Raw genomic sequence first — 18159 nt, forward strand, 5'->3', positions numbered from 1 at the left:
TGTGACGGTTTAGCGAATGCCGAGTAACGAGTTGATTTGTTGAGCATTGACCGGCGCACCGGCGAAGTCATCGAAGACTTTATCGGTGATATGGATGATATGGTCGCGGATAAACGCAGCGCCTTCACGTGCGCCGTCGAACGGGTTTTTCAGGCAGCACTCCCATTCCAGGGTTGCCCAGCCGGCATAATCATATTGTGCAAATTTCGAGAAGATCGCTTTGAAATCAACCTGACCGTCACCTAATGAACGAAAGCGCCCCGCGCGATCGATCCATGACTGATAGCCGCCATAAATTCCCTGACGCCCGGTGGGATTAAATTCTGCGTCCTTAACATGGAACATGTTGATGACATCCTTATAAATATCAATAAATTCCAGGTAATTCAGCTGCTGTAGCACCATATGGCTGGGATCAAAGAGTATCCGGCAGCGAGGATGCTCCCCCACGCGCTGATGAAACATTTCAAACGTCACCCCGTCGTGCAGATCTTCGCTCGGATGAATTTCGAAACAGAGATTTATGCCCTGCTCATCACAGGCGTTAAGCACCGGAAGCCAGCGTTTGGCCAACTCGTCAAATGCGGTTGCGATTAACCCCTCCGGACGCTGCGGGAACGGGAAAAGATAAGGCCATGCCAGCGAGCCTGAGAATGTCCCCAGATCGCTGAGGCCAAGCCGGGCGGAAGCCTTCACCGCCATCAGCAGCTGTTGCCGTGCCCACTCGCCGCGTGCTTGCGGGTTGCCGTGTATTTCCGGCGGCGCGAAGCTGTCGCACAGGCTGTCATACGCCGGATGGACCGCCATTAGCTGGCCAAAGATATGGCTGGTCAGCTCACTCACGACCAGGCCATGTTCCGCCAGCATGCCGGTAAGATCGTCACAATAGGTCTGGCTTTCCGCCGCCGTCGAAACGTCAAACAGCCGACGGTCCCAGGCCGGGATTTGTAATGCCTTAAAACCGGTTTCCGCGGCCCACCGGGCTATTGTCGGTAAACTGTCAAACGGGGCAACCTCGTCACTGAACTGTGCGAGATGAAGAGAGGGTCCTTTGAGGGTTTTCATCATAAACTCCTATTGTTTGTCGATTGACAAACAATAGGAGTAAAATCCGTTAACCGCAAGCAAAACTTATAAATTCATTGGTAATCCCAACGAATTAAGCGATCCTGTTTGCAGTGAACAGAAGACAAACCGGAGCAACAAAATGGCAGGAAGACCGCGCCAGTTCGATCGCGACCAGGCGCTTATCAAAGCGCGTAACCTGTTCTGGCGACAAGGGTATGAAGGGACCTCAATGTCAGATTTGGTGGCTGAGCTGGGCATCGCTTCGGCGCGCATTTACAAGGCGTTCGGTTCAAAAGAACAGCTCTTTCGGGAAGCAATTGCTCATTATGAAAACGAAGAAGGCAGCTTCGCGGATCGCGCATTAACCACCGAGGGTGATGTACGGCAGGCAATCAAAACGCTGCTGAGTGATGCCATTACGCTTTATAGCCAACCTGGCAAGCCGCATGGGTGCATGGTGGTTTCTACAGCCGCTAGCGTCAGTGCAGAAAATGACGGCATTAAATCCTGGCTGGCTGAGCATCGCCTGCAGCGCACGCAGCAGATCATTGACCGGCTGCGGCTGGCGGTGCAAAACGGTGAATTGCCCGAAACGACCGATCCTGACAGTCTGGGAGACTTTTTTGCCGTCTTTTTACATGGCTTATCCGTTCAGGCTCGGGATGGCGTGCCGTCATCACGATTGCTGGCGTCCGCTGAGCAGGCGATGAGCATCCTGCCGCCCAAAGAGTAAGATCCAACAGACGAAAAAGCAGAAAGGCCGCACGGAGCGGCCTTAGCAGAAGGCTCACGCCGTCAGGCGGAACTTCTGCACCGAACGCTGAAGCTCTTCGGTCTGGCGTTCCAGCGCCGCGGCAGCCGCGGAAACCTCTTCGACCAGCGAGGCGTTCTGCTGGGTGACGCCGTCCATCTGCGTAATGGCAATCCCGACCTGCGAAATGCCCTTACTTTGCTCCTCAGAAGCCGACGCGATTTGCTTCATAATGGTCGTCACCTCCGTCACGTCGCGCAAAATCGCATCCATGGTGGTGCCGGTGTCGCTCACCAGCTGCGCACCCTGCTCTACGCGGGTCACGGAATCGGTAATCAGACCCTCAATTTCTTTTGCCGCATTGGCGCTTCGGCTTGCCAGGTTGCGAACTTCACCCGCCACTACGGCGAATCCACGCCCCTGCTCGCCCGCGCGCGCCGCTTCTACGGCCGCATTGAGCGCCAGAATATTGGTCTGGAAGGCAATGCTGTTGATGACGTTGGTGATTTCAGCAATTTTCTTCGAGCTTTCCGAAATACCGCTCATGGTGGTGACCACCTCTTCCACCAGCGAGCCGCCGCGGCTGGCGGTTATTGAGGCCACATCGGCAAGCTGGCTGGCCTGACGCGCGCTTTCGGCGTTCAGCTTCACGGTAGCGGTCAGCTGTTCCATGCTGGCCGCCGTCTCTTCCAGCGCGGCAGCCTGCTCTTCGGTACGGGAAGAGAGATCGTTGTTGCCGCTGGAGATCTCCGTCGCGCCGCGCCAGATATTCTCACTGCCGGAGCGAATGGTGCTGACCGCTTCACGCAGGCTGTCCTGCATGGCGCTCAGCAGCGGCACCAGCTGTCCCACGCAGTTGCGGCCGAAAGGCGCAATGGGCTGGCTGAGATCGCCCTGGGCAATCTGGCGAAACTGCTGGCGAATGCGCTCCAGCGGTTTGACCAGCATCGCCACCAGGTAGCGGTCGGTAAAGAGCAGGATCAGCAGGCCGATAATGGTGGCGACGATAATAACCGTGCGGGTCATGCTGGTCAGGCCGTCGACCACCATGCGGGTGCTGTCGAGCGTCTTCGCGGCGGCATTATTGAACTTCTCGGCAGCGGCACCGAACGCACGGCTCAGCGGCGGCGTAACGTTGTTGGCCTGCTGGCGGTAGCCGTCCAGGGTCGCCTGCTTCGCCTGCTCCATTTGCGGCGTCACGCCCTGTTCAAGCAGCGCCTGCCAGGCACCGATCACCTGCGCAGAGACCTGCTCATCCATTGGGCCAGGCGAGATCGCCTTCATTTCGGCCAGTTTCTTACCCATGTTGTCCAGCGCCTGTTGGGCAGAGGACAAATCCGGCGTGCCGCCAGCGGCTTTGACCTCCATGGCGCGGCTCAGACGGGTCACAAAGCGGAAATACTGATCGTTGCCCTGGCTGAGCACCATCATCTGTTTGACCAGCTGGCGATCGACTTCATTGCCGTCTGATACCCGTGACAGGGACCAGGTGCTGTACAGCCCGACGCCCGCCCACATTAAACAAAAAATCCCGAGGATCGTCAGCATGACGAAACGGATCGTGAAATTACGGAGCATATTCATAAGTCTTCCTTGCCGTGAGGGTGAATTCGCCCAGAGGCGAGTGCTACTCTCGTTATCGGCAGGGTGCAGGGAAATTATAACCTTTTGTGATTATTTTTAGTTAGCGTGGCTTCACAGGTCGCACAGCCACCGTTAACCCTTATCTTCGCACGACATGATGTGATAAGTTCAGAATGAAAACGACGTTTCAAAAAATCATCTATAAGAAAAGGAGACATCATGTCCTGGTACCCTGACGCTACCCGCTACGAGAATATGCAGTACCGCTACTGTGGCAAGAGCGGCCTGCGCCTGCCCGCGCTGTCGCTGGGCCTGTGGCATAGCTTCGGCCACGTTCAGCCCCTTGACTCCCAGCGCGCGCTGCTGCGTAAAGCCTTCGATCTCGGGATTACCCATTTCGATCTTGCCAACAACTACGGACCGCCTGCGGGAAGCGCGGAAGAGAACTTTGGCCGCCTGCTGCGTGAGGACTTTGCCCGGTATCGCGACGAGCTGATTATCTCCACTAAAGCCGGTTACGACATGTGGCCAGGCCCGTACGGTTCAGGCGGCTCACGCAAGTATCTGCTCGCCAGTCTCGACCAGAGCCTGAAACGTATGGGCATCGAATACGTGGATATTTTCTATTCCCACCGCGTGGATGAAAATACGCCAATGGAAGAGACGGCCTCCGCGCTGGCTCATGCTGTTCAGAGTGGGAAAGCACTGTACGTGGGCATTTCCTCCTACTCTACCGAGCGCACACAAAAAATGGCCGCGCTGCTGCACGAGTGGAAGATCCCGCTGCTGATCCACCAGCCGTCCTATAACCTGCTTAACCGCTGGGTCGATAAGACCGGCTTGCTGGATACGCTGGAAGCAAACGGCACGGGGTGTATTGCCTTTACCCCGCTGGCGCAGGGTCTGCTGACCGGAAAATACCTGAACGGTATTCCGGAAGGTTCTCGCATGCAGCGCGAGGGGAACAAAGTGCGCGGCCTGACGCAGAAAATGCTGACGGAAGCTAACCTGAACAGTCTTCGTCTGCTTAATGAGATGGCGCAGGCGCGCGGGCAGACGATGGCGCAGATGGCGTTGAGCTGGCTGCTGAAAGATGCTCGCGTGACGTCAGTGCTGATTGGCGCGAGCCGCCCGGAACAGCTGGAGGAGAATGTTCAGGCGCTGGGTAATCTGCGCTTTACGGAAGATGAACTGACGCGGATTGACCAGCACGTGGCGGACGGGGAACTGAATTTGTGGCAGGCGTCGTCGGATAAATAGTGTGGTTCGATGCTTTCTCCCCTCACCCTTCCCCGGGAGAGGGTTAGGGTGAGGGGAGAAATGTGTACCTTATTTCTTACTGATCTTATCCAGATACCCCATCACAAACGCCGACAGCACAAACGTCAGGTGGATAATCACATACCACATCAGCTTATTATCCGGGACGTTTTTCGCGTCCATAAACACGCGTAACAGGTGGATAGAGGAGATTGCCACTATAGATGCCGCAACTTTATTCTTCAGCGACGAGGCGTCCATTTTCCCCAGCCAGCTGAGCTTTTCTTTATGCTCGGCGATATCAAGCTGAGAGACAAAGTTCTCATAACCGGAGAACATCACCATCACCAGTAAGCCGCCCACCAGCGTCATATCCACCAGCGACAGCAGAACCAGAATTAAATCAGCTTCCGCCACGGAGAAAATGTTAGGCAATACGTGGAAAATCTCCTGGAAGAACTTGATCGTCAGGGCGACCAGCGCCAGGGAAAGACCGAAATAGACGGGTGCGAGCAGCCAGCGAGAGGCATACATTGCGTTTTCAAAGAAGCGTTCCATAAAATCCTGTCTGCAAACGAAACCAGCGCTCAGTATATCTCAACGGCGCTGACTGTTTGCAAGAACTAACCAGTACGCCACTCAGACGTCGTCCGGGTTAACCTCAGGACGCGCATACTCCGGCCAGACCAGCACCACCAGCTCCGGGTAGGCTTCCAGGCTAAACTCGCGAAAACACTGGCGAAGGTTTAATACGTCCAGGTCTGAATACGAGACCTTCTCACCGTTAAGACAGCGCTTTTTGATGTTGTCGTAATATTTATAAACCGCTGAATTCAGATCGCTACAGCGACGCTGCGCCTCAAACAGACCGGGCGTGTCATTAATTTCCGACATTTTCATGCGCTTAATTGTCGCGTGTAAGAAGTCGATATATTCATGATTCACCCGCCAGTACCAGACAGGCGTAACGGAGTTCATCAAAACAGAGAAATGATCTTCTCCTTCCTCTTTTGTCATCAGTTCAGGTTGTGGCGGTTCACTGGTGTCTTTCGACACTTTCGTTTTATTGAACTCCTGCATCAATAAAAGCACACCAGCGGTCAGTAATAGTAATGTGATGACCGTAAAAAAGATGCTGTTCATGGGTTGGCTCCATTTTTTTTGATTTTAAAATTGCCTCATGATATTGTCAACGAATCTCACGCCTTTACCAACCCCACCCTGTTGAAATTAAAGGAAATTAAAAATGCTGCCCGACTATCTCGTCCCGGCTAAGTACCACATTACGCCTGTGGAACAGCAACCGACGGAAGAAGAAAAAAAGGCCAGTTTCACTCAGGGGAAAAGAAAGCTCTCTGATTTCGAGCCTGATATATTAATTGGCGTTTCTCACACTGGCAAATCCCGTAATATGCTGCTGGAAGAGCACGATCGCCATATAAAAGACCGCTTATTTCGCGCTATAAAAATTGAAGCCTTCGTCCACCTGCTGAATGACCTGCAGGCAGAAGGCGAAATAGATGCGCAGAAACTAAGTCAAATAATGGCTGAAAAAACGAAAGAAATAAATGAGGCCGGCAATGAAATTTGGCTTAATCTAATTACGCGAGAAAAAAACAACCCTATTTTTTATACCCTGGGGGAAGATTAACGTGAAAGAAGTTAAAGACAATAACGTTTATTTGACTTTAGATGATAAAAAAAGTGATGAATTTATCTTAAAGCAAAATATCGAGGCACTAAGAAATGCAAAAAATGCCGAGATGACGCGTATTACACAAGACCTGGTATCGATCCCGGCAACGCTGGTGCGTCTGAAATGGCAGAATCGCCGCGAGATTTATCCGTTACAGGTTAAAGAAGAAATTTACGGCGCCGTGATGAACGCCATCATCGAACAGCTTCCAGAACTGAAAGAGAAACTGCTGGGACGTCTTGAGGCCAACTATCAGTATCTGCTTGCCAGAGAAGTCGCCACCCTGCGCCTGACGCGCAAACTGTCAGCCGGTGAGTACCGTACGTCAAACGTCACCTGCGTTGCGCTCGATGAGGACGCGCTGACCACCACCTCCTCTACCGCACCGACGGACAACAAAAACGCATAAACCGACAGGCATAAAAAAAGCCGGCTTTCGCCAGCTTCTTTATCACTTCGAGGCCGCTTTCTCTTCCCCGACCAGCCCAATCTTCAGATAACCCGCCTGATGCAGCGTGTCCATTACCTTCATCATGGTTTCGTAGTCGACGGTTTTGTCCGCCCGGAAGAAGACGGTGGTGTCCTTCTTGCCGCCGGTCAGCTGGTCCAGCGCCGGAATAACGGAGGCATCCGTCACAGGGTCGTTCCCCAGGAACATGGATTTATCCGCTTTCACCGACAAATAAATTGGCTTTTCCGGACGCGGCTGCGGCTGGCTGGAGGAGGCAGGCAGATTCACCTTCACGTCGACCGTCGCCAGGGGTGCTGCCACCATGAAGATAATCAGCAGCACCAGCATGACGTCGATAAACGGCGTCACGTTGATTTCGTGCATTTCGCCGTTATCGTCCAGATTTTCGTTTAGACGCATTGCCATACAATCAACCTACGCGCAGTTTAGACGCCGCATGCACCGGCTTCACGGCGCTGGCATTCAGGTCGAGATCGCGGCTTTGCAGCAGCAGAACCTGAGCGGCAACGTCGCCGAGCGTGGCTTTGTAGTTGCCGATCATACGCGCGAAAATGTTGTAGATAACCACCGCCGGAATTGCCGCAACCAGACCGATTGCCGTCGCCAGCAGTGCTTCCGCGATACCCGGGGCCACTACCGCCAGGTTGGTGGTTTGGGTCTGAGCAATGCCGATAAAGCTGTTCATGATGCCCCAGACAGTACCGAAAAGACCGATGAACGGTGAAATCGCGCCGATGGTCGCCAGATACCCATTGCCGCGTCCCATGTGTCGGCCAACGGCCGCAACGCGACGCTCCAGACGGAAACCGGTACGCTCTTTAATGCCTTCGTTATCTTCACTGCCGGCGGAGAGTTCCAGCTCGTTCTGAGCTTCATTCACTAACAGGGTGGTCAGGCTTTGCGGGTGGAAGGATGAGGTCATCTCAGAAGCCTGATCCAGAGAGCGGGCTTCTGCCAGCTGCTGCTGTTCCCGCTTGAGGCGACGCTTCTGCGAAAGCAGCTCGGCGCTTTTGCTGAAGAAGATAGCCCAGGTGACAACGGACGCCAGAATCAGGCCGATCATCACAATCTTAACCACGATGTCAGCATGATGATACATGCCCCAAACGGAGAGATCCGTCTGCATCAAATTATTACCCACTCTGTATCTCCAGGACGCAAATCACAAAATCTGAACGTAATAATATCAAAAAGCCGTCGAATTGATAGTCGTTCTCATTAGTATTTACATGGTGCCGTAATTTTCGCTCAGTTTCCTTGCGCTTACGCAGTAAAAATTTCTTATGCGCTTTTTTGCTAATATTTTCTGCTTATTCGATAAGCATGCGGGTGCAGTTTTTTACAATCGTGGTAGTCTGGACGTCCAGACGTATAAAACAGGGTTAGCGAACATGACGAAGAAGCATCTTGATACCACGCTGGTGCAGGCGGGACGCAGCAAAAAATACACTCAGGGATCGGTTAATAGCGTGATTCAACGCGCCTCCTCGCTGGTGTTTGATACCGTTGAGGAGAAAAAAATCGCCACGCGTAACCGCGCAAAAGGCGGGCTGTTCTACGGTCGCCGCGGCACGCTAACCCATTTTTCGCTGCAGGAAGCGATGTGCGAGCTGGAGGGGGGCGCGGGCTGCGCGTTGTTCCCGTGCGGTGCGGCGGCAGTCGCCAACACCATTCTGGCGTTTGTCGAACAGGGCGACCATATCCTGATGACCAACACCGCCTATGAACCCAGCCAGGATTTCTGCACAAAAATTCTCAGCAAGCTCGGCGTGACCACCAGCTGGTTTGACCCGCTGATTGGTGAAGGCATTGCTGAACTTATCCAGCCAAACACGCGCATTGTGTTCCTGGAATCTCCTGGCTCCATCACCATGGAAGTGCACGACGTTCCGGCTATCGTGAAGGCCGTGCGCAGCAAAGCGCCAGAGGCGATTATCATGATCGACAACACCTGGGCGGCAGGTGTGCTGTTTAAGGCGCTGGAATTCGATATTGATATCTCGATTCAGGCGGCAACGAAATACCTGATTGGACACTCTGACGGGATGATTGGCACCGCGGTTTCCAACGCGCGCTGCTGGGACCAGCTGCGGGAAAATGCCTACCTGATGGGCCAGATGGTGGATGCAGACACGGCATACATGACCAGCCGGGGCATTCGTACGCTCGGCGTGCGTCTGCGTCAGCATCATGAAAGTAGCCTGAAAATCGCTGAATGGCTGGCGCAGCATCCGCAGGTTGAGCGCGTGAACCATCCGGCGCTGCCGGGTAGTAAAGGCCATGAGTTCTGGCAACGTGACTTTACGGGCAGCAGCGGGCTGTTCTCGTTTGTGCTTAAAAAACGGCTAAGTAATGACGAGCTGGCAAGCTATCTGGATAATTTTACCCTCTTCAGCATGGCCTACTCCTGGGGCGGTTTTGAATCTCTGATCCTGCCGAATCAGCCGGAGCAGATCGCGGCCCTGCGCCCCGGTGGTGAAGTGGACTTCAGCGGCACCCTCATTAGATTGCATATCGGTTTAGAAAATGTGGACGATTTAATTGCGGATTTATCTGCAGGCTTTGAACGTATCGTGTAGAGTGCGGGCTGAAAATGTACTCCCCGGACGCTTTTGTGAACACTGCATGCAGAAAAGTCTGCATGAGTTGCGCCTGCGATCAATCCCGACAGGTGAAATTGGGAGTACAATAGCGTTATCTCTGCTGTTCCACAGGAAAGTCCATGGCTGTTATTCAAGATATTATCGCGGCGCTCTGGCAACATGATTTTGCCGCCCTGGCGGATCCCCACGTTGTAGGCGTCGTCTATTTCGTGATGTTCGCGACGCTGTTTCTGGAAAATGGATTACTGCCAGCCTCGTTTTTACCCGGTGACAGTTTGCTTTTGCTTGCCGGGGCGTTGATCGGCAAAGGCGTCATGGACTTTACGCCAACGATGGTTATCCTTACCTCCGCCGCGAGCCTGGGCTGCTGGCTGAGCTATCTACAGGGCCGCTGGCTGGGGAACACGCGCGTGGTGAAGGGCTGGCTGGCGCAGTTACCGCATAAATACCACCAGCGTGCGACCTGCATGTTTGACCGCCACGGCCTGCTGGCGCTGCTCGCCGGGCGTTTCCTGGCGTTTGTTCGCACCCTTCTGCCCACCATGGCGGGTATTTCCGGGCTGTCTAACCGCCGCTTCCAGTTCTTCAACTGGCTGAGCGCCCTGCTGTGGGTTGGCGTGGTCACCACCCTCGGCTACGCGCTGAACATGATCCCCTTTGTGAAGCACCATGAAGATCAGGTGATGACCTTCCTGATGATCCTGCCGATATTCCTGCTGGTTGCTGGGCTGGTGGGTACCATTGCGGTGGTGATTAAGAAAAAGTATTGCAGTGCATAAACAAAAGCCGGGTGGCGTTACCGCTTTCCCGGCCTACGTTTCCCCTCAGGCGCTCTGCATCGTTCTTATACGTGACGCATCTTCTCCCGGCGTGACGCCGAAATAGCGCTTAAACTCCCGACTGAACTGCGACGCACTTTCATAGCCGACGCGCATGGCCGCCGCGCTGGCCTTCATGCCGTCGTGGATCATCAGCATCCGCGCCTTATGCAAACGGTAGGTTTTGAGGTACTGCAGCGGCGAGGTGCTGGTCACCGACTTAAAGTTGTGGTGAAAGGCCGAAACGCTCATGTTCGCTTCCGCCGCCAGCTGGTCAACGCTGAGGTTCTCCGTGTACTGGCTTTCAATACGCTTGAGCACGCGGCTGATCAGGCTGAAGTGGGTCTGTCGGCTCACCAGCGCGAGTAACGCCCCGCCGCCCGGCCCCAGCAGCACGTGGTAAAGAATTTCGCGGATAATCTGCTTGCCGAGAATACGCGCGTCCAGCGGCCTTTCCATGACGTCCAGCAGGCGCTCAATGGCGCAGAGGATCTCTTCCGACAGCGTCGCCGAGTTAATCCCGCTGGAGGCCATCGACGGCTGGAAAAGCTCGTCTTCGCCAATCTCCATCAGTAGCTCCTGCAGCTGAAGAATATCGACATTGACGCGAATCCCCGCCAGCGGAACCGCCTCTGTCGCGAAGGTTTCACATTCAAAGGGTAAAGGTACCGTCAGAAGCAGGTATTCATTGGTATCGTAGCGAAACACGCGCTCGTTGATATAGCCAATTTTATGGCCTGAGAAGAGAAAAACGATGCCCGGCTGGTACATGACCGGCGTGCGCGTCCCCGGCTGCGTGCCATAGAGCAGGCGTATGTCCGGCAGCAGATCGCTGGCACGATTTTCATTATCTATCAATCTCTTAATCTGCTCAGTGAGCTGCTGGCAGATAGCCTCACGGTTCATCTTACGTTACTCCGGTTACGGTTTTCGACGTTAACAGTTTGCGTCGTTTTCCGCGCTTTCTCCAGCGCGCTGTAGAAATGGGCAAGACATCGGCAGGAATGTGCATTGAGGGCGTAGCCCCGGATCGCCACAATGTGGAGCATCAGGTTGCCTTCTGCGCCACCACGGTTTTTCACCCACTAAAGGGAACGAGCAATGAACAACTTTAATCTTCACACCCCAACCCGCATTCTGTTTGGTAAAGACGCTATCGCCGACCTGCGCGCGCAGATCCCTGCTGACGCCCGCGTGCTGATCACCTACGGTGGCGGCAGCGTGAAAAAAACCGGCGTGCTGGATCAGGTTTACAGCGCGCTGGACGGACTGGACGTGCGTGAGTTCGGCGGCATTGAGCCAAACCCGTCTTACGAAACGCTGATGAACGCGGTGAAAATCGCCCGCGAAGAAAACATCACCTTCCTGCTGGCGGTCGGCGGCGGCTCCGTGCTGGACGGCACTAAATTCATCGCGGCGGCAGCGCACTACGCTGATGGCATCGATCCGTGGCACATCCTGGAAACCCGCGGCAGCGACATTAAAAGCGCGATCCCGATGGGATCCGTATTGACCCTGCCAGCGACGGGTTCTGAATCCAACAAGGGCGCGGTGATCTCCCGCAAAACCACCGGCGACAAGCAGGCCTTTATGAACGAACACGTTCAGCCTGTCTTTGCCATTCTGGATCCGGTTTACACCTACACCCTGCCCGCGCGTCAGGTGGCGAACGGCGTGGTCGATGCCTTTGTACACACCGTCGAGCAGTACGTGACCTACCCTGTTAATGCCAAAATTCAGGATCGCTTCGCGGAAGGCATTCTGCTCACGCTGATTGAAGACGGCCCGAAAGCGCTGAAAGAGCCGGAAAACTACGACGTGCGTGCCAACGTCATGTGGGCCGCGACGCAGGCGCTGAACGGCCTGATCGGCGCTGGCGTGCCGCAGGACTGGGCAACCCATATGCTGGGCCACGAGCTGACGGCGATGCACGGCCTGGACCACGCCCAGACGCTGGCCGTTGTGCTGCCTGCGCTGTGGAACGAAAAACGGGATACCAAGCGTGCCAAGCTGCTGCAGTACGCCGAGCGCGTGTGGAACATCACCGAGGGTTCTGACGATGCGCGTATTGATGCCGCCATTGCAGCGACCCGTAACTTCTTTGAAAGCCTGGGCGTGCCAACGCGTCTGTCCGGCTACGGCCTGGACGGCAGCTCCATCCCTGCCCTGCTGGCAAAACTCGAAGAGCACGGCATGACCCAGTTGGGCGAGCACGGTGACATTACGCTGGACGTCAGCCGTCGGATCTACGAAGCGGCACGCTAAGCGTTTTTGGCATCCTGACTTTCGTTTTTTGACATTTCGTCCAGACTTAATGCACACCCCATCGCCGGAGTCCCCCTCCGGCGATGCGCACCTGAAGGAGGAAAAATGGCAAACCAAACCGTAATCAAGCTGCAGGACGGCAACGTGATGCCCCAGCTGGGGCTAGGTGTATGGAAAGCCGGTAACGACGAGGTCGTCTCCGCCATTCATAAAGCACTCGAAGTCGGCTATCGGTCGATTGATACCGCCGCCGCGTACAAAAACGAGGACGGCGTGGGGACCGCGCTGGCCAGCGCCGGCGTCCCCCGCGATGAGCTGTTCATCACCACTAAACTGTGGAACGACGATCAAAAGCGCCCCCGCGAAGCATTGCAGGAGAGCCTGGAGAAACTCCAGCTTGATTTCGTCGATCTGTACCTGATGCACTGGCCGGTTCCGGCCATCGACCATTACGTTGACGCCTGGAAAGGGATGATTGAACTGCAGAAAGAGGGGCTGGTGAAAAGCATCGGCGTCTGTAACTTCCAGGTGCATCACCTGCAGCGCTTGATTGACGAAACGGGCGTCGCTCCGGTGATTAACCAGATCGAGCTGCACCCGCTGCTGCAGCAGCGCCAGCTTCACGCCTGGAACGCCACCCACAAGATCCAGACCGAGTCCTGGAGCCCGCTGGCGCAGGGTGGTGAAGGCGTGTTCGATCAGAAAATCATCCGCGACCTGGCGGATAAATACGGCAAAACCCCGGCGCAGATCGTCATTCGCTGGCATCTGGATAACGGCCTGGTGGTGATCCCGAAATCGGTCACGCCGTCGCGCATTGCCGAGAACTTCGACGTCTGGGATTTCCGACTGGACAAAGACGAGCTGGGTGAAATTGCGAAGCTGGATAAAGGTAAGCGGCTTGGGCCGGACCCGGATCAGTTTGGCGGTTAATCGCGTTAAAACGCCGGGTGGCGGCTTCGCCTTACCCGACCTACAAAAAACCCCGGCAAGCCGGGGTTTTCTTTTACGCTTTACGCTTCACAGGTTTCTTCACACTGGAATTACCGTTCGAACGCTGATGCACAATCGGCGTATGTTTGGTCAGCGCCGGGCGCGTATTGCGGTTCTGGCGACGCGCTTCGCGCATCTCATCCAGCGTAGGAGCCGGAACCAGGCAGTCGCGGCGCGAGCCAATAAGGTGTTTTTTACCCATCTCTTCCAGCGCCTGGCGGATCAGCGGCCAGTTTTTCGGGTCGTGGTAACGCAGCAGCGCCTTATGCAGACGACGCTGTTTATCCCCTTTCGGCACCACCACCTCTTCACTCTTGTAGCCAATCTTACTCAGCGGGTTTTTGCCGGTGTAATACATGGTCGTCGAGTTGGCGAGTGGTGAAGGATAGAAGTTCTGCACCTGATCCAGACGGAAGCGACGCTGCTTCAGCCACAGCGCCAGGTTCACCATGTCTTCATCGCGCGTGCCAGGATGCGCGGAGATGAAGTACGGGATCAAATACTGCTCTTTGCCCGCCTGCTTCGAGTAGGTGTCGAACAGCTGCTTAAAGCGATCGTAGCTGCCCATGCCCGGCTTCATCATCTTCGACAGCGGGCCTTCTTCGGTGTGCTCCGGCGCAATCTTCAGATAACCGCCGACGTGGTGCGTCGCCAGCTCTTTGATGTAGCGCGGATCTTCCACGGCGATGTCGTAACGCACCCCGGAGGCGATGAGGATCTTTTTGATGCCCTTCAGGTCGCGTGCGCGGCGGTAGAGGTTGATCGTCGGCTCGTGGTTAGTATCCATGTGCTCGCAAATGCTCGGGTAGACGCAGGAGAGACGACGGCAGGTCTGCTCCGCGCGCGGCGACTTGCAGCGCAGCATATACATGTTCGCGGTTGGGCCGCCGAGATCGGAGATCACGCCAGTAAAGCCCGGCACCGTGTCGCGAATGGCTTCGATCTCATTGATGATCGAATCCTCAGAGCGGCTCTGGATAATACGGCCTTCGTGCTCGGTAATGGAGCAGAAGGAGCAGCCGCCGAAGCAGCCGCGCATGATGTTGATCGAGAAGCGGATCATCTCATACGCCGGGATACGGGCGTTGCCGTACGCCGGGTGTGGCACGCGCTTGTACGGCAGCGCAAAGACGCTGTCCATCTCTTCGGTGGAGAGCGGGATCGCCGGCGGGTTGATCCAGATGAAGCGCTCGCCGTGCTTCTGCATTAGCGCGCGGGCGCAACCCGGGTTGGTTTCATGGTGCAGAATACGGGACGCGTGCGCGTAGAGCACCTTGTCGGCTTTCACCTTCTCGTAGGACGGAAGCAGCACGTAGGTCTTTTCCCACGGCTTCGGGCGCGGCGGCTGCACAACGATAGCCTTCGCTTCCGCTTTCTTCGGCTCAACCGGCTTGTTATCGGCACACGGCAGATCTTCACCGTACGGGTGCGGGATCGGGTCGATTTTGCCCGGCATATCAATAATGCGTGAATCCACCCCGCTCCAGCCCGGCAGCGCCTCTTTCACCATGATCGCAGTATTGCGCACGTCGCGGATGCTGCTCACCGGCTCGCCCTGCGACAGACGGTGCGCCACTTCCACCAGCGGACGCTCGCCGTTACCGTAAATCAGCATGTCGGCCTTGGAGTCCACCAGTACCGAGCGGCGCACGGTATCTGACCAGTAGTCGTAGTGCGCGGTGCGGCGCAGGCTCGCCTCGATGCCGCCGAGGATCACAGGCACGTCTTTCCAGGCTTCTTTGCAGCGCTGGGTATAAACCAGGGTCGCGCGGTCCGGACGTTTGCCCGCCACGTTATCCGGCGTGTAGGCGTCGTCATGGCGCAGCTTACGGTCGGCGGTATAGCGGTTGATCATCGAGTCCATGTTGCCGGCGGTCACGCCGAAGAACAGGTTTGGTTTTCCCAGACGCATGAAGTCGTCTTTGCTGTTCCAGTCGGGCTGGGAGATGATCCCCACGCGGAAGCCCTGCGCTTCGAGCATACGGCCACAGATGGCCATGCCGAAGCTCGGGTGGTCAACGTAGGCATCGCCCGTGACCAGAATGATGTCGCAGCTATCCCAGCCCAGTTGGTCCATCTCTTCCCGGGACATCGGCAGGAACGGCGCCGGTCCAAAGCAGGCCGCCCAGTACTGGGGCCAGGAGAAGAGGTCACGATCCGGCTGGATCAGGGAAATTGCGCTCATAGTGCTTCCGAAGAAAAAATAGACAAAAGGGCGGGGATTATACGCTGGAACATTGTGGGAAATGAAGGGGTATTATGCGGGCTGTTGCCCTCACCCCAACCCTCTCCCACAGGGAGAGGGAGAAAAGCACGTTACGGCGCCGGATTCACCAGCATCTGCCCTACCGAGCCTCTGTCCATCATCTCCAGCGTCTGGCTGTGGAACAGGAACGGGAAGTGCGGCCACGAAGGCTGGCCGTAGTAGACGAGCAGTTCAACCTGGCCGTCCACCCACACGGTATCTTTCCAGCCGCGATCTTCCGGGAACGGCATAGCGCCATTAACGTTGCGGATCAGGAATGACACACCTTCAATATGGAACGACTGCGGCATGTCTGACCGGACCGTCCAGCGCTCCCAGGTACCCTGCTGAGCGGTGATATCAATGCGATTTACATCCCACAGCGCGCCGTTGATGCCCGGATCGTCGCCCAGGCTGATATCACGGCTGCGCACCGGCGAGCCGCTCATGATCTCCTGCGGCAGCAGGCGCATCGGCAGGCTATCGGTGACCAACGGCAGCAGGCCGGTTGGACGCAGAGTAAGCACCAGCGTGGAGACCAGAATGCTCGACGGCTCAAAGAACCCGCGAATACGGTCAACGATGCTCGCGGCTTCACCACAGGTGACGGAGACTTCGTCCCCGTTGGTCATATCCACCAGAATTTCACGACGTTCACCCGGCGCCAGCGCCAGCTGTTTAACGGAGACCGGCGCGGGTAAAAAGCCCTGGTCGCCGGAGATTACGTGCAGCGGGCGGCCATCGCTCATCTGCAGCTGATAGCGACGCGAGTTAGAGGCGTTGAGCAGGCGCAGGCGCACCCAGCCGCGGGACACTTCCACGTACGGGCTCTGCGCGCCGTTAACCAGCAAGGTATCGCCGACAAAGCCACCGCTGCCCGGCTCGCTGTACTCCGGCGTGCCGAAGTTATCCAGACGTTTGTCCTGAATAATGACCGGGAAATCGTCCACGCCGTAGTGGTTCGGGATCGGCAGAGATTTACTGACCTCATCTTCCACCAGCCACATGCCGGCCAGACCGTTATAGACCTGCTGCGCCGTACGGTTAGGGGTATTGGCGTGATACCACAGGGTTGCCGCGCTCTGGCGAATCGGCAGGACGGGCGCCCAGTCGGCGTTGGGGGACATCATTCGCGCCGCGCCGCCAATCAAAGGGCCAGGAACCTGTAAGCCGCTGATGGTCATGGCGACATTTTCAGCCGTACGGTTGCTGTAAATGAGCTTAACGTCATCGCCGTTCCAAACGCGGATGGTCGGCCCGAGGTAGCGCCCGTTAATGCCCCACACCGGCGCGCGCGTGCCCTGGGTAAAGGACCAGTGGCTGCGCTGAAGCGTGAGGAAAAGCGGCTGCCCGCGACGGGATTCAATCAACGGCGGAATGGGCAGCGGCTGCTGCTGCCCGGCGGCGCTGGCTGTCAGCGGCATCGCACCCGCACAAAGGGCAATCCCCGAAGCCTGAATAAACTGACGCCGACTGAGTGACATATAAGCTCCATCTGAAACGACTAACAACGCGGGAATTCTTTTTCCCTTTAACGCCGAATTAAACCTTACCGGCGGCTTCTCTTTCTGCGACTTCTTTATCCAGCAGCGCAATATGCTGAGCCATGAGCTCGCGGCAGTGTGCTGCCAGTTCGCGCACCTGGTCTTTACCGTATTTGCTGGTATCGACGGGTGGCAGCATTTCGACAATCACCAGACCATTATTCAGGCGGTTAAGATTAATCTTATTAGAAGTATTGGAAACGCACACGGGAATAATTGGAACACCTGCCGCAATTGCGGCATGAAACGCGCCGGTTTTAAACGGCAGCAGGCCGCGGCCGCGGCTACGCGTCCCTTCCGGGAACATCCAGATTGAGATCCGGCGCTTTTTAAAATGATTCACCACTTCTGCAATCGTGCCGTGCGCTTTTGCACGGTTGTTACGGTCGATCAGCAGGTTACCGGTCAGCCAGTACAGCTGGCCAAAAAACGGGATCCACAGCAGGCTTTTTTTCCCCACCGTCACGGTCGGAGGCAAAACAATATTGGAGGCCGTCACCATATCGTAGTTGTTCTGATGGTTGGCGATATAGATGGCGTTACCGAAGTTCTCCGCTCCTTCAGGCAGGCGTTTTTCAACCTTCAGACCAAACAGCGGCGCAAGGCGACCGAACATATGGCCAAAGGTGGCAACATGCTTCGGATTACGCGGGCTGAACAGGCAGTAAATAGAGCCGAAAATACAGACCAGAATGCAGTAAATAACGGTAAGAATGAGACGAACAATGTATAGCATAGCGACCTCTGAAGCCCTGACAGCTGACAATTATACTTCACCTGTGGCCAGGTAAGGACTTTATTACGAGCGCGTATTGTTAATCGCAACGCACGAATTAACAACGATTTTACGGGAAATTTTA

General features: G+C 55.9%; 18 protein-coding genes. 8 read left to right on the forward strand and 10 right to left on the reverse strand.

The features are described from left to right. Positions 1 to 9: 9 nt before the first annotated feature. Entirely contained in the window at positions 10 to 1065 is a 1056-nt protein-coding gene (locus tag DG357_RS19180) for a sugar phosphate isomerase/epimerase family protein (protein ID WP_063155164.1), read from the reverse strand. 142 nt (positions 1066 to 1207) lie between these two features. On the opposite strand from DG357_RS19180, the gene DG357_RS19185 reads away from it, so the two are divergent. Beyond that, positions 1208 to 1801 carry a TetR/AcrR family transcriptional regulator gene (locus DG357_RS19185; RefSeq protein ID WP_063155165.1) on the forward strand — a complete coding sequence of 198 codons (594 nt, stop codon included), beginning with the start codon at positions 1208 to 1210 and terminating at the stop codon, positions 1799 to 1801. A 54-nt stretch (positions 1802 to 1855) separates the two neighbouring features. On the opposite strand, the gene DG357_RS19190 is transcribed toward DG357_RS19185, so the two are convergent. Continuing rightward, the gene (locus DG357_RS19190) at positions 1856 to 3403 is read right to left on the reverse strand and encodes a methyl-accepting chemotaxis protein (RefSeq protein ID WP_088204270.1); all 1548 of its coding nucleotides are present in this window, start codon (positions 3401 to 3403) and stop codon (positions 1856 to 1858) included. 219 nt (positions 3404 to 3622) lie between these two features. Here DG357_RS19190 and DG357_RS19195 point away from each other — a divergent pair, with 219 nt between their 5' ends. Next, positions 3623 to 4663 (forward strand): aldo/keto reductase, encoded by a 1041-nt coding sequence (locus tag DG357_RS19195; protein WP_047367399.1) that lies wholly within the window; start codon positions 3623 to 3625, stop codon positions 4661 to 4663. Positions 4664 to 4732: 69 nt separating this feature from the next. Here DG357_RS19195 and DG357_RS19200 read toward each other — a convergent pair whose 3' ends face one another. After that, entirely contained in the window at positions 4733 to 5221 is a 489-nt protein-coding gene (locus tag DG357_RS19200; protein WP_003862473.1) for a TIGR00645 family protein, read from the reverse strand. A gap of 81 nt (positions 5222 to 5302) precedes the next feature. Beyond that, positions 5303 to 5806 carry an ESA_00282 family adhesion-associated protein gene (locus DG357_RS19205; protein ID WP_041908140.1) on the reverse strand — a complete coding sequence of 168 codons (504 nt, stop codon included), beginning with the start codon at positions 5804 to 5806 and terminating at the stop codon, positions 5303 to 5305. Positions 5807 to 5909: 103 nt separating this feature from the next. Between DG357_RS19205 and DG357_RS19210 the strand changes: the two genes are divergently transcribed. Next, a complete protein-coding gene (locus DG357_RS19210) occupies positions 5910 to 6314 on the forward strand; it encodes a hypothetical protein (protein WP_041908138.1) in 405 nt (134 codons plus the stop codon). A 1-nt stretch (position 6315) separates the two neighbouring features. Further along, complete coding sequence (locus tag DG357_RS19215; RefSeq protein WP_088204271.1) at positions 6316 to 6768, forward strand: cytoplasmic protein; 453 nt, start codon at positions 6316 to 6318, stop codon at positions 6766 to 6768. A 42-nt stretch (positions 6769 to 6810) separates the two neighbouring features. Here DG357_RS19215 and exbD read toward each other — a convergent pair whose 3' ends face one another. Both exbD and exbB read right to left on the reverse strand, forming a co-directional pair. Next, a complete protein-coding gene (gene exbD / locus DG357_RS19220) occupies positions 6811 to 7236 on the reverse strand; it encodes a TonB system transport protein ExbD (RefSeq protein ID WP_032643392.1) in 426 nt (141 codons plus the stop codon). Positions 7237 to 7240: 4 nt separating this feature from the next. After that, positions 7241 to 7972 (reverse strand): tol-pal system-associated acyl-CoA thioesterase, encoded by a 732-nt coding sequence (exbB, locus tag DG357_RS19225; protein ID WP_088204272.1) that lies wholly within the window; start codon positions 7970 to 7972, stop codon positions 7241 to 7243. Positions 7973 to 8222: 250 nt separating this feature from the next. Here exbB and metC point away from each other — a divergent pair, with 250 nt between their 5' ends. Together metC and yghB are read left to right on the forward strand one after the other, a co-directional pair. Further along, positions 8223 to 9410, forward strand: coding sequence for a cystathionine beta-lyase (gene metC, locus DG357_RS19235; RefSeq protein WP_045631555.1), 1188 nt, complete (start codon positions 8223 to 8225; stop codon positions 9408 to 9410). A 143-nt stretch (positions 9411 to 9553) separates the two neighbouring features. Beyond that, positions 9554 to 10213, forward strand: a complete 660-nt coding sequence (yghB, locus tag DG357_RS19240) for a DedA family general envelope maintenance protein YghB (RefSeq protein ID WP_028014419.1) — start codon at positions 9554 to 9556, stop codon at positions 10211 to 10213. A gap of 45 nt (positions 10214 to 10258) precedes the next feature. Here the strand turns inward: yghB and DG357_RS19245 are convergent, their stop codons facing one another. Continuing rightward, positions 10259 to 11158, reverse strand: a complete 900-nt coding sequence (locus DG357_RS19245) for an AraC family transcriptional regulator (protein ID WP_088204273.1) — start codon at positions 11156 to 11158, stop codon at positions 10259 to 10261. A 195-nt stretch (positions 11159 to 11353) separates the two neighbouring features. On the opposite strand from DG357_RS19245, the gene yqhD reads away from it, so the two are divergent. Together yqhD and dkgA are read left to right on the forward strand one after the other, a co-directional pair. Next, the gene (gene yqhD, locus DG357_RS19255) at positions 11354 to 12517 is read left to right on the forward strand and encodes an alcohol dehydrogenase (RefSeq protein WP_041908132.1); all 1164 of its coding nucleotides are present in this window, start codon (positions 11354 to 11356) and stop codon (positions 12515 to 12517) included. 105 nt (positions 12518 to 12622) lie between these two features. Further along, positions 12623 to 13450: a 2,5-didehydrogluconate reductase DkgA gene (gene dkgA, locus DG357_RS19260; protein WP_021242117.1), complete on the forward strand. Its 828-nt coding sequence runs from the start codon at positions 12623 to 12625 to the stop codon at positions 13448 to 13450. A 73-nt stretch (positions 13451 to 13523) separates the two neighbouring features. On the opposite strand, the gene DG357_RS19265 is transcribed toward dkgA, so the two are convergent. The 3 genes from DG357_RS19265 to plsC all read right to left on the reverse strand — a co-directional run bounded on the left by DG357_RS19265 (position 13524) and on the right by plsC (position 18035). Further along, positions 13524 to 15695 (reverse strand): YgiQ family radical SAM protein, encoded by a 2172-nt coding sequence (locus tag DG357_RS19265; protein ID WP_048959528.1) that lies wholly within the window; start codon positions 15693 to 15695, stop codon positions 13524 to 13526. Positions 15696 to 15826: 131 nt separating this feature from the next. Then, positions 15827 to 17239, reverse strand: a complete 1413-nt coding sequence (gene ftsP / locus DG357_RS19270) for a cell division protein FtsP (protein ID WP_028014423.1) — start codon at positions 17237 to 17239, stop codon at positions 15827 to 15829. 58 nt (positions 17240 to 17297) lie between these two features. Beyond that, on the reverse strand, positions 17298 to 18035 hold the full coding sequence (gene plsC / locus DG357_RS19275) for a 1-acylglycerol-3-phosphate O-acyltransferase (protein WP_028014424.1): 738 nt from the start codon (positions 18033 to 18035) through the stop codon (positions 17298 to 17300). Positions 18036 to 18159 lie beyond the last annotated feature (124 nt).

Source organism: Enterobacter bugandensis, assembly GCF_900324475.1.
In the GTDB taxonomy this organism is placed as follows: domain Bacteria; phylum Pseudomonadota; class Gammaproteobacteria; order Enterobacterales; family Enterobacteriaceae; genus Enterobacter; species Enterobacter bugandensis.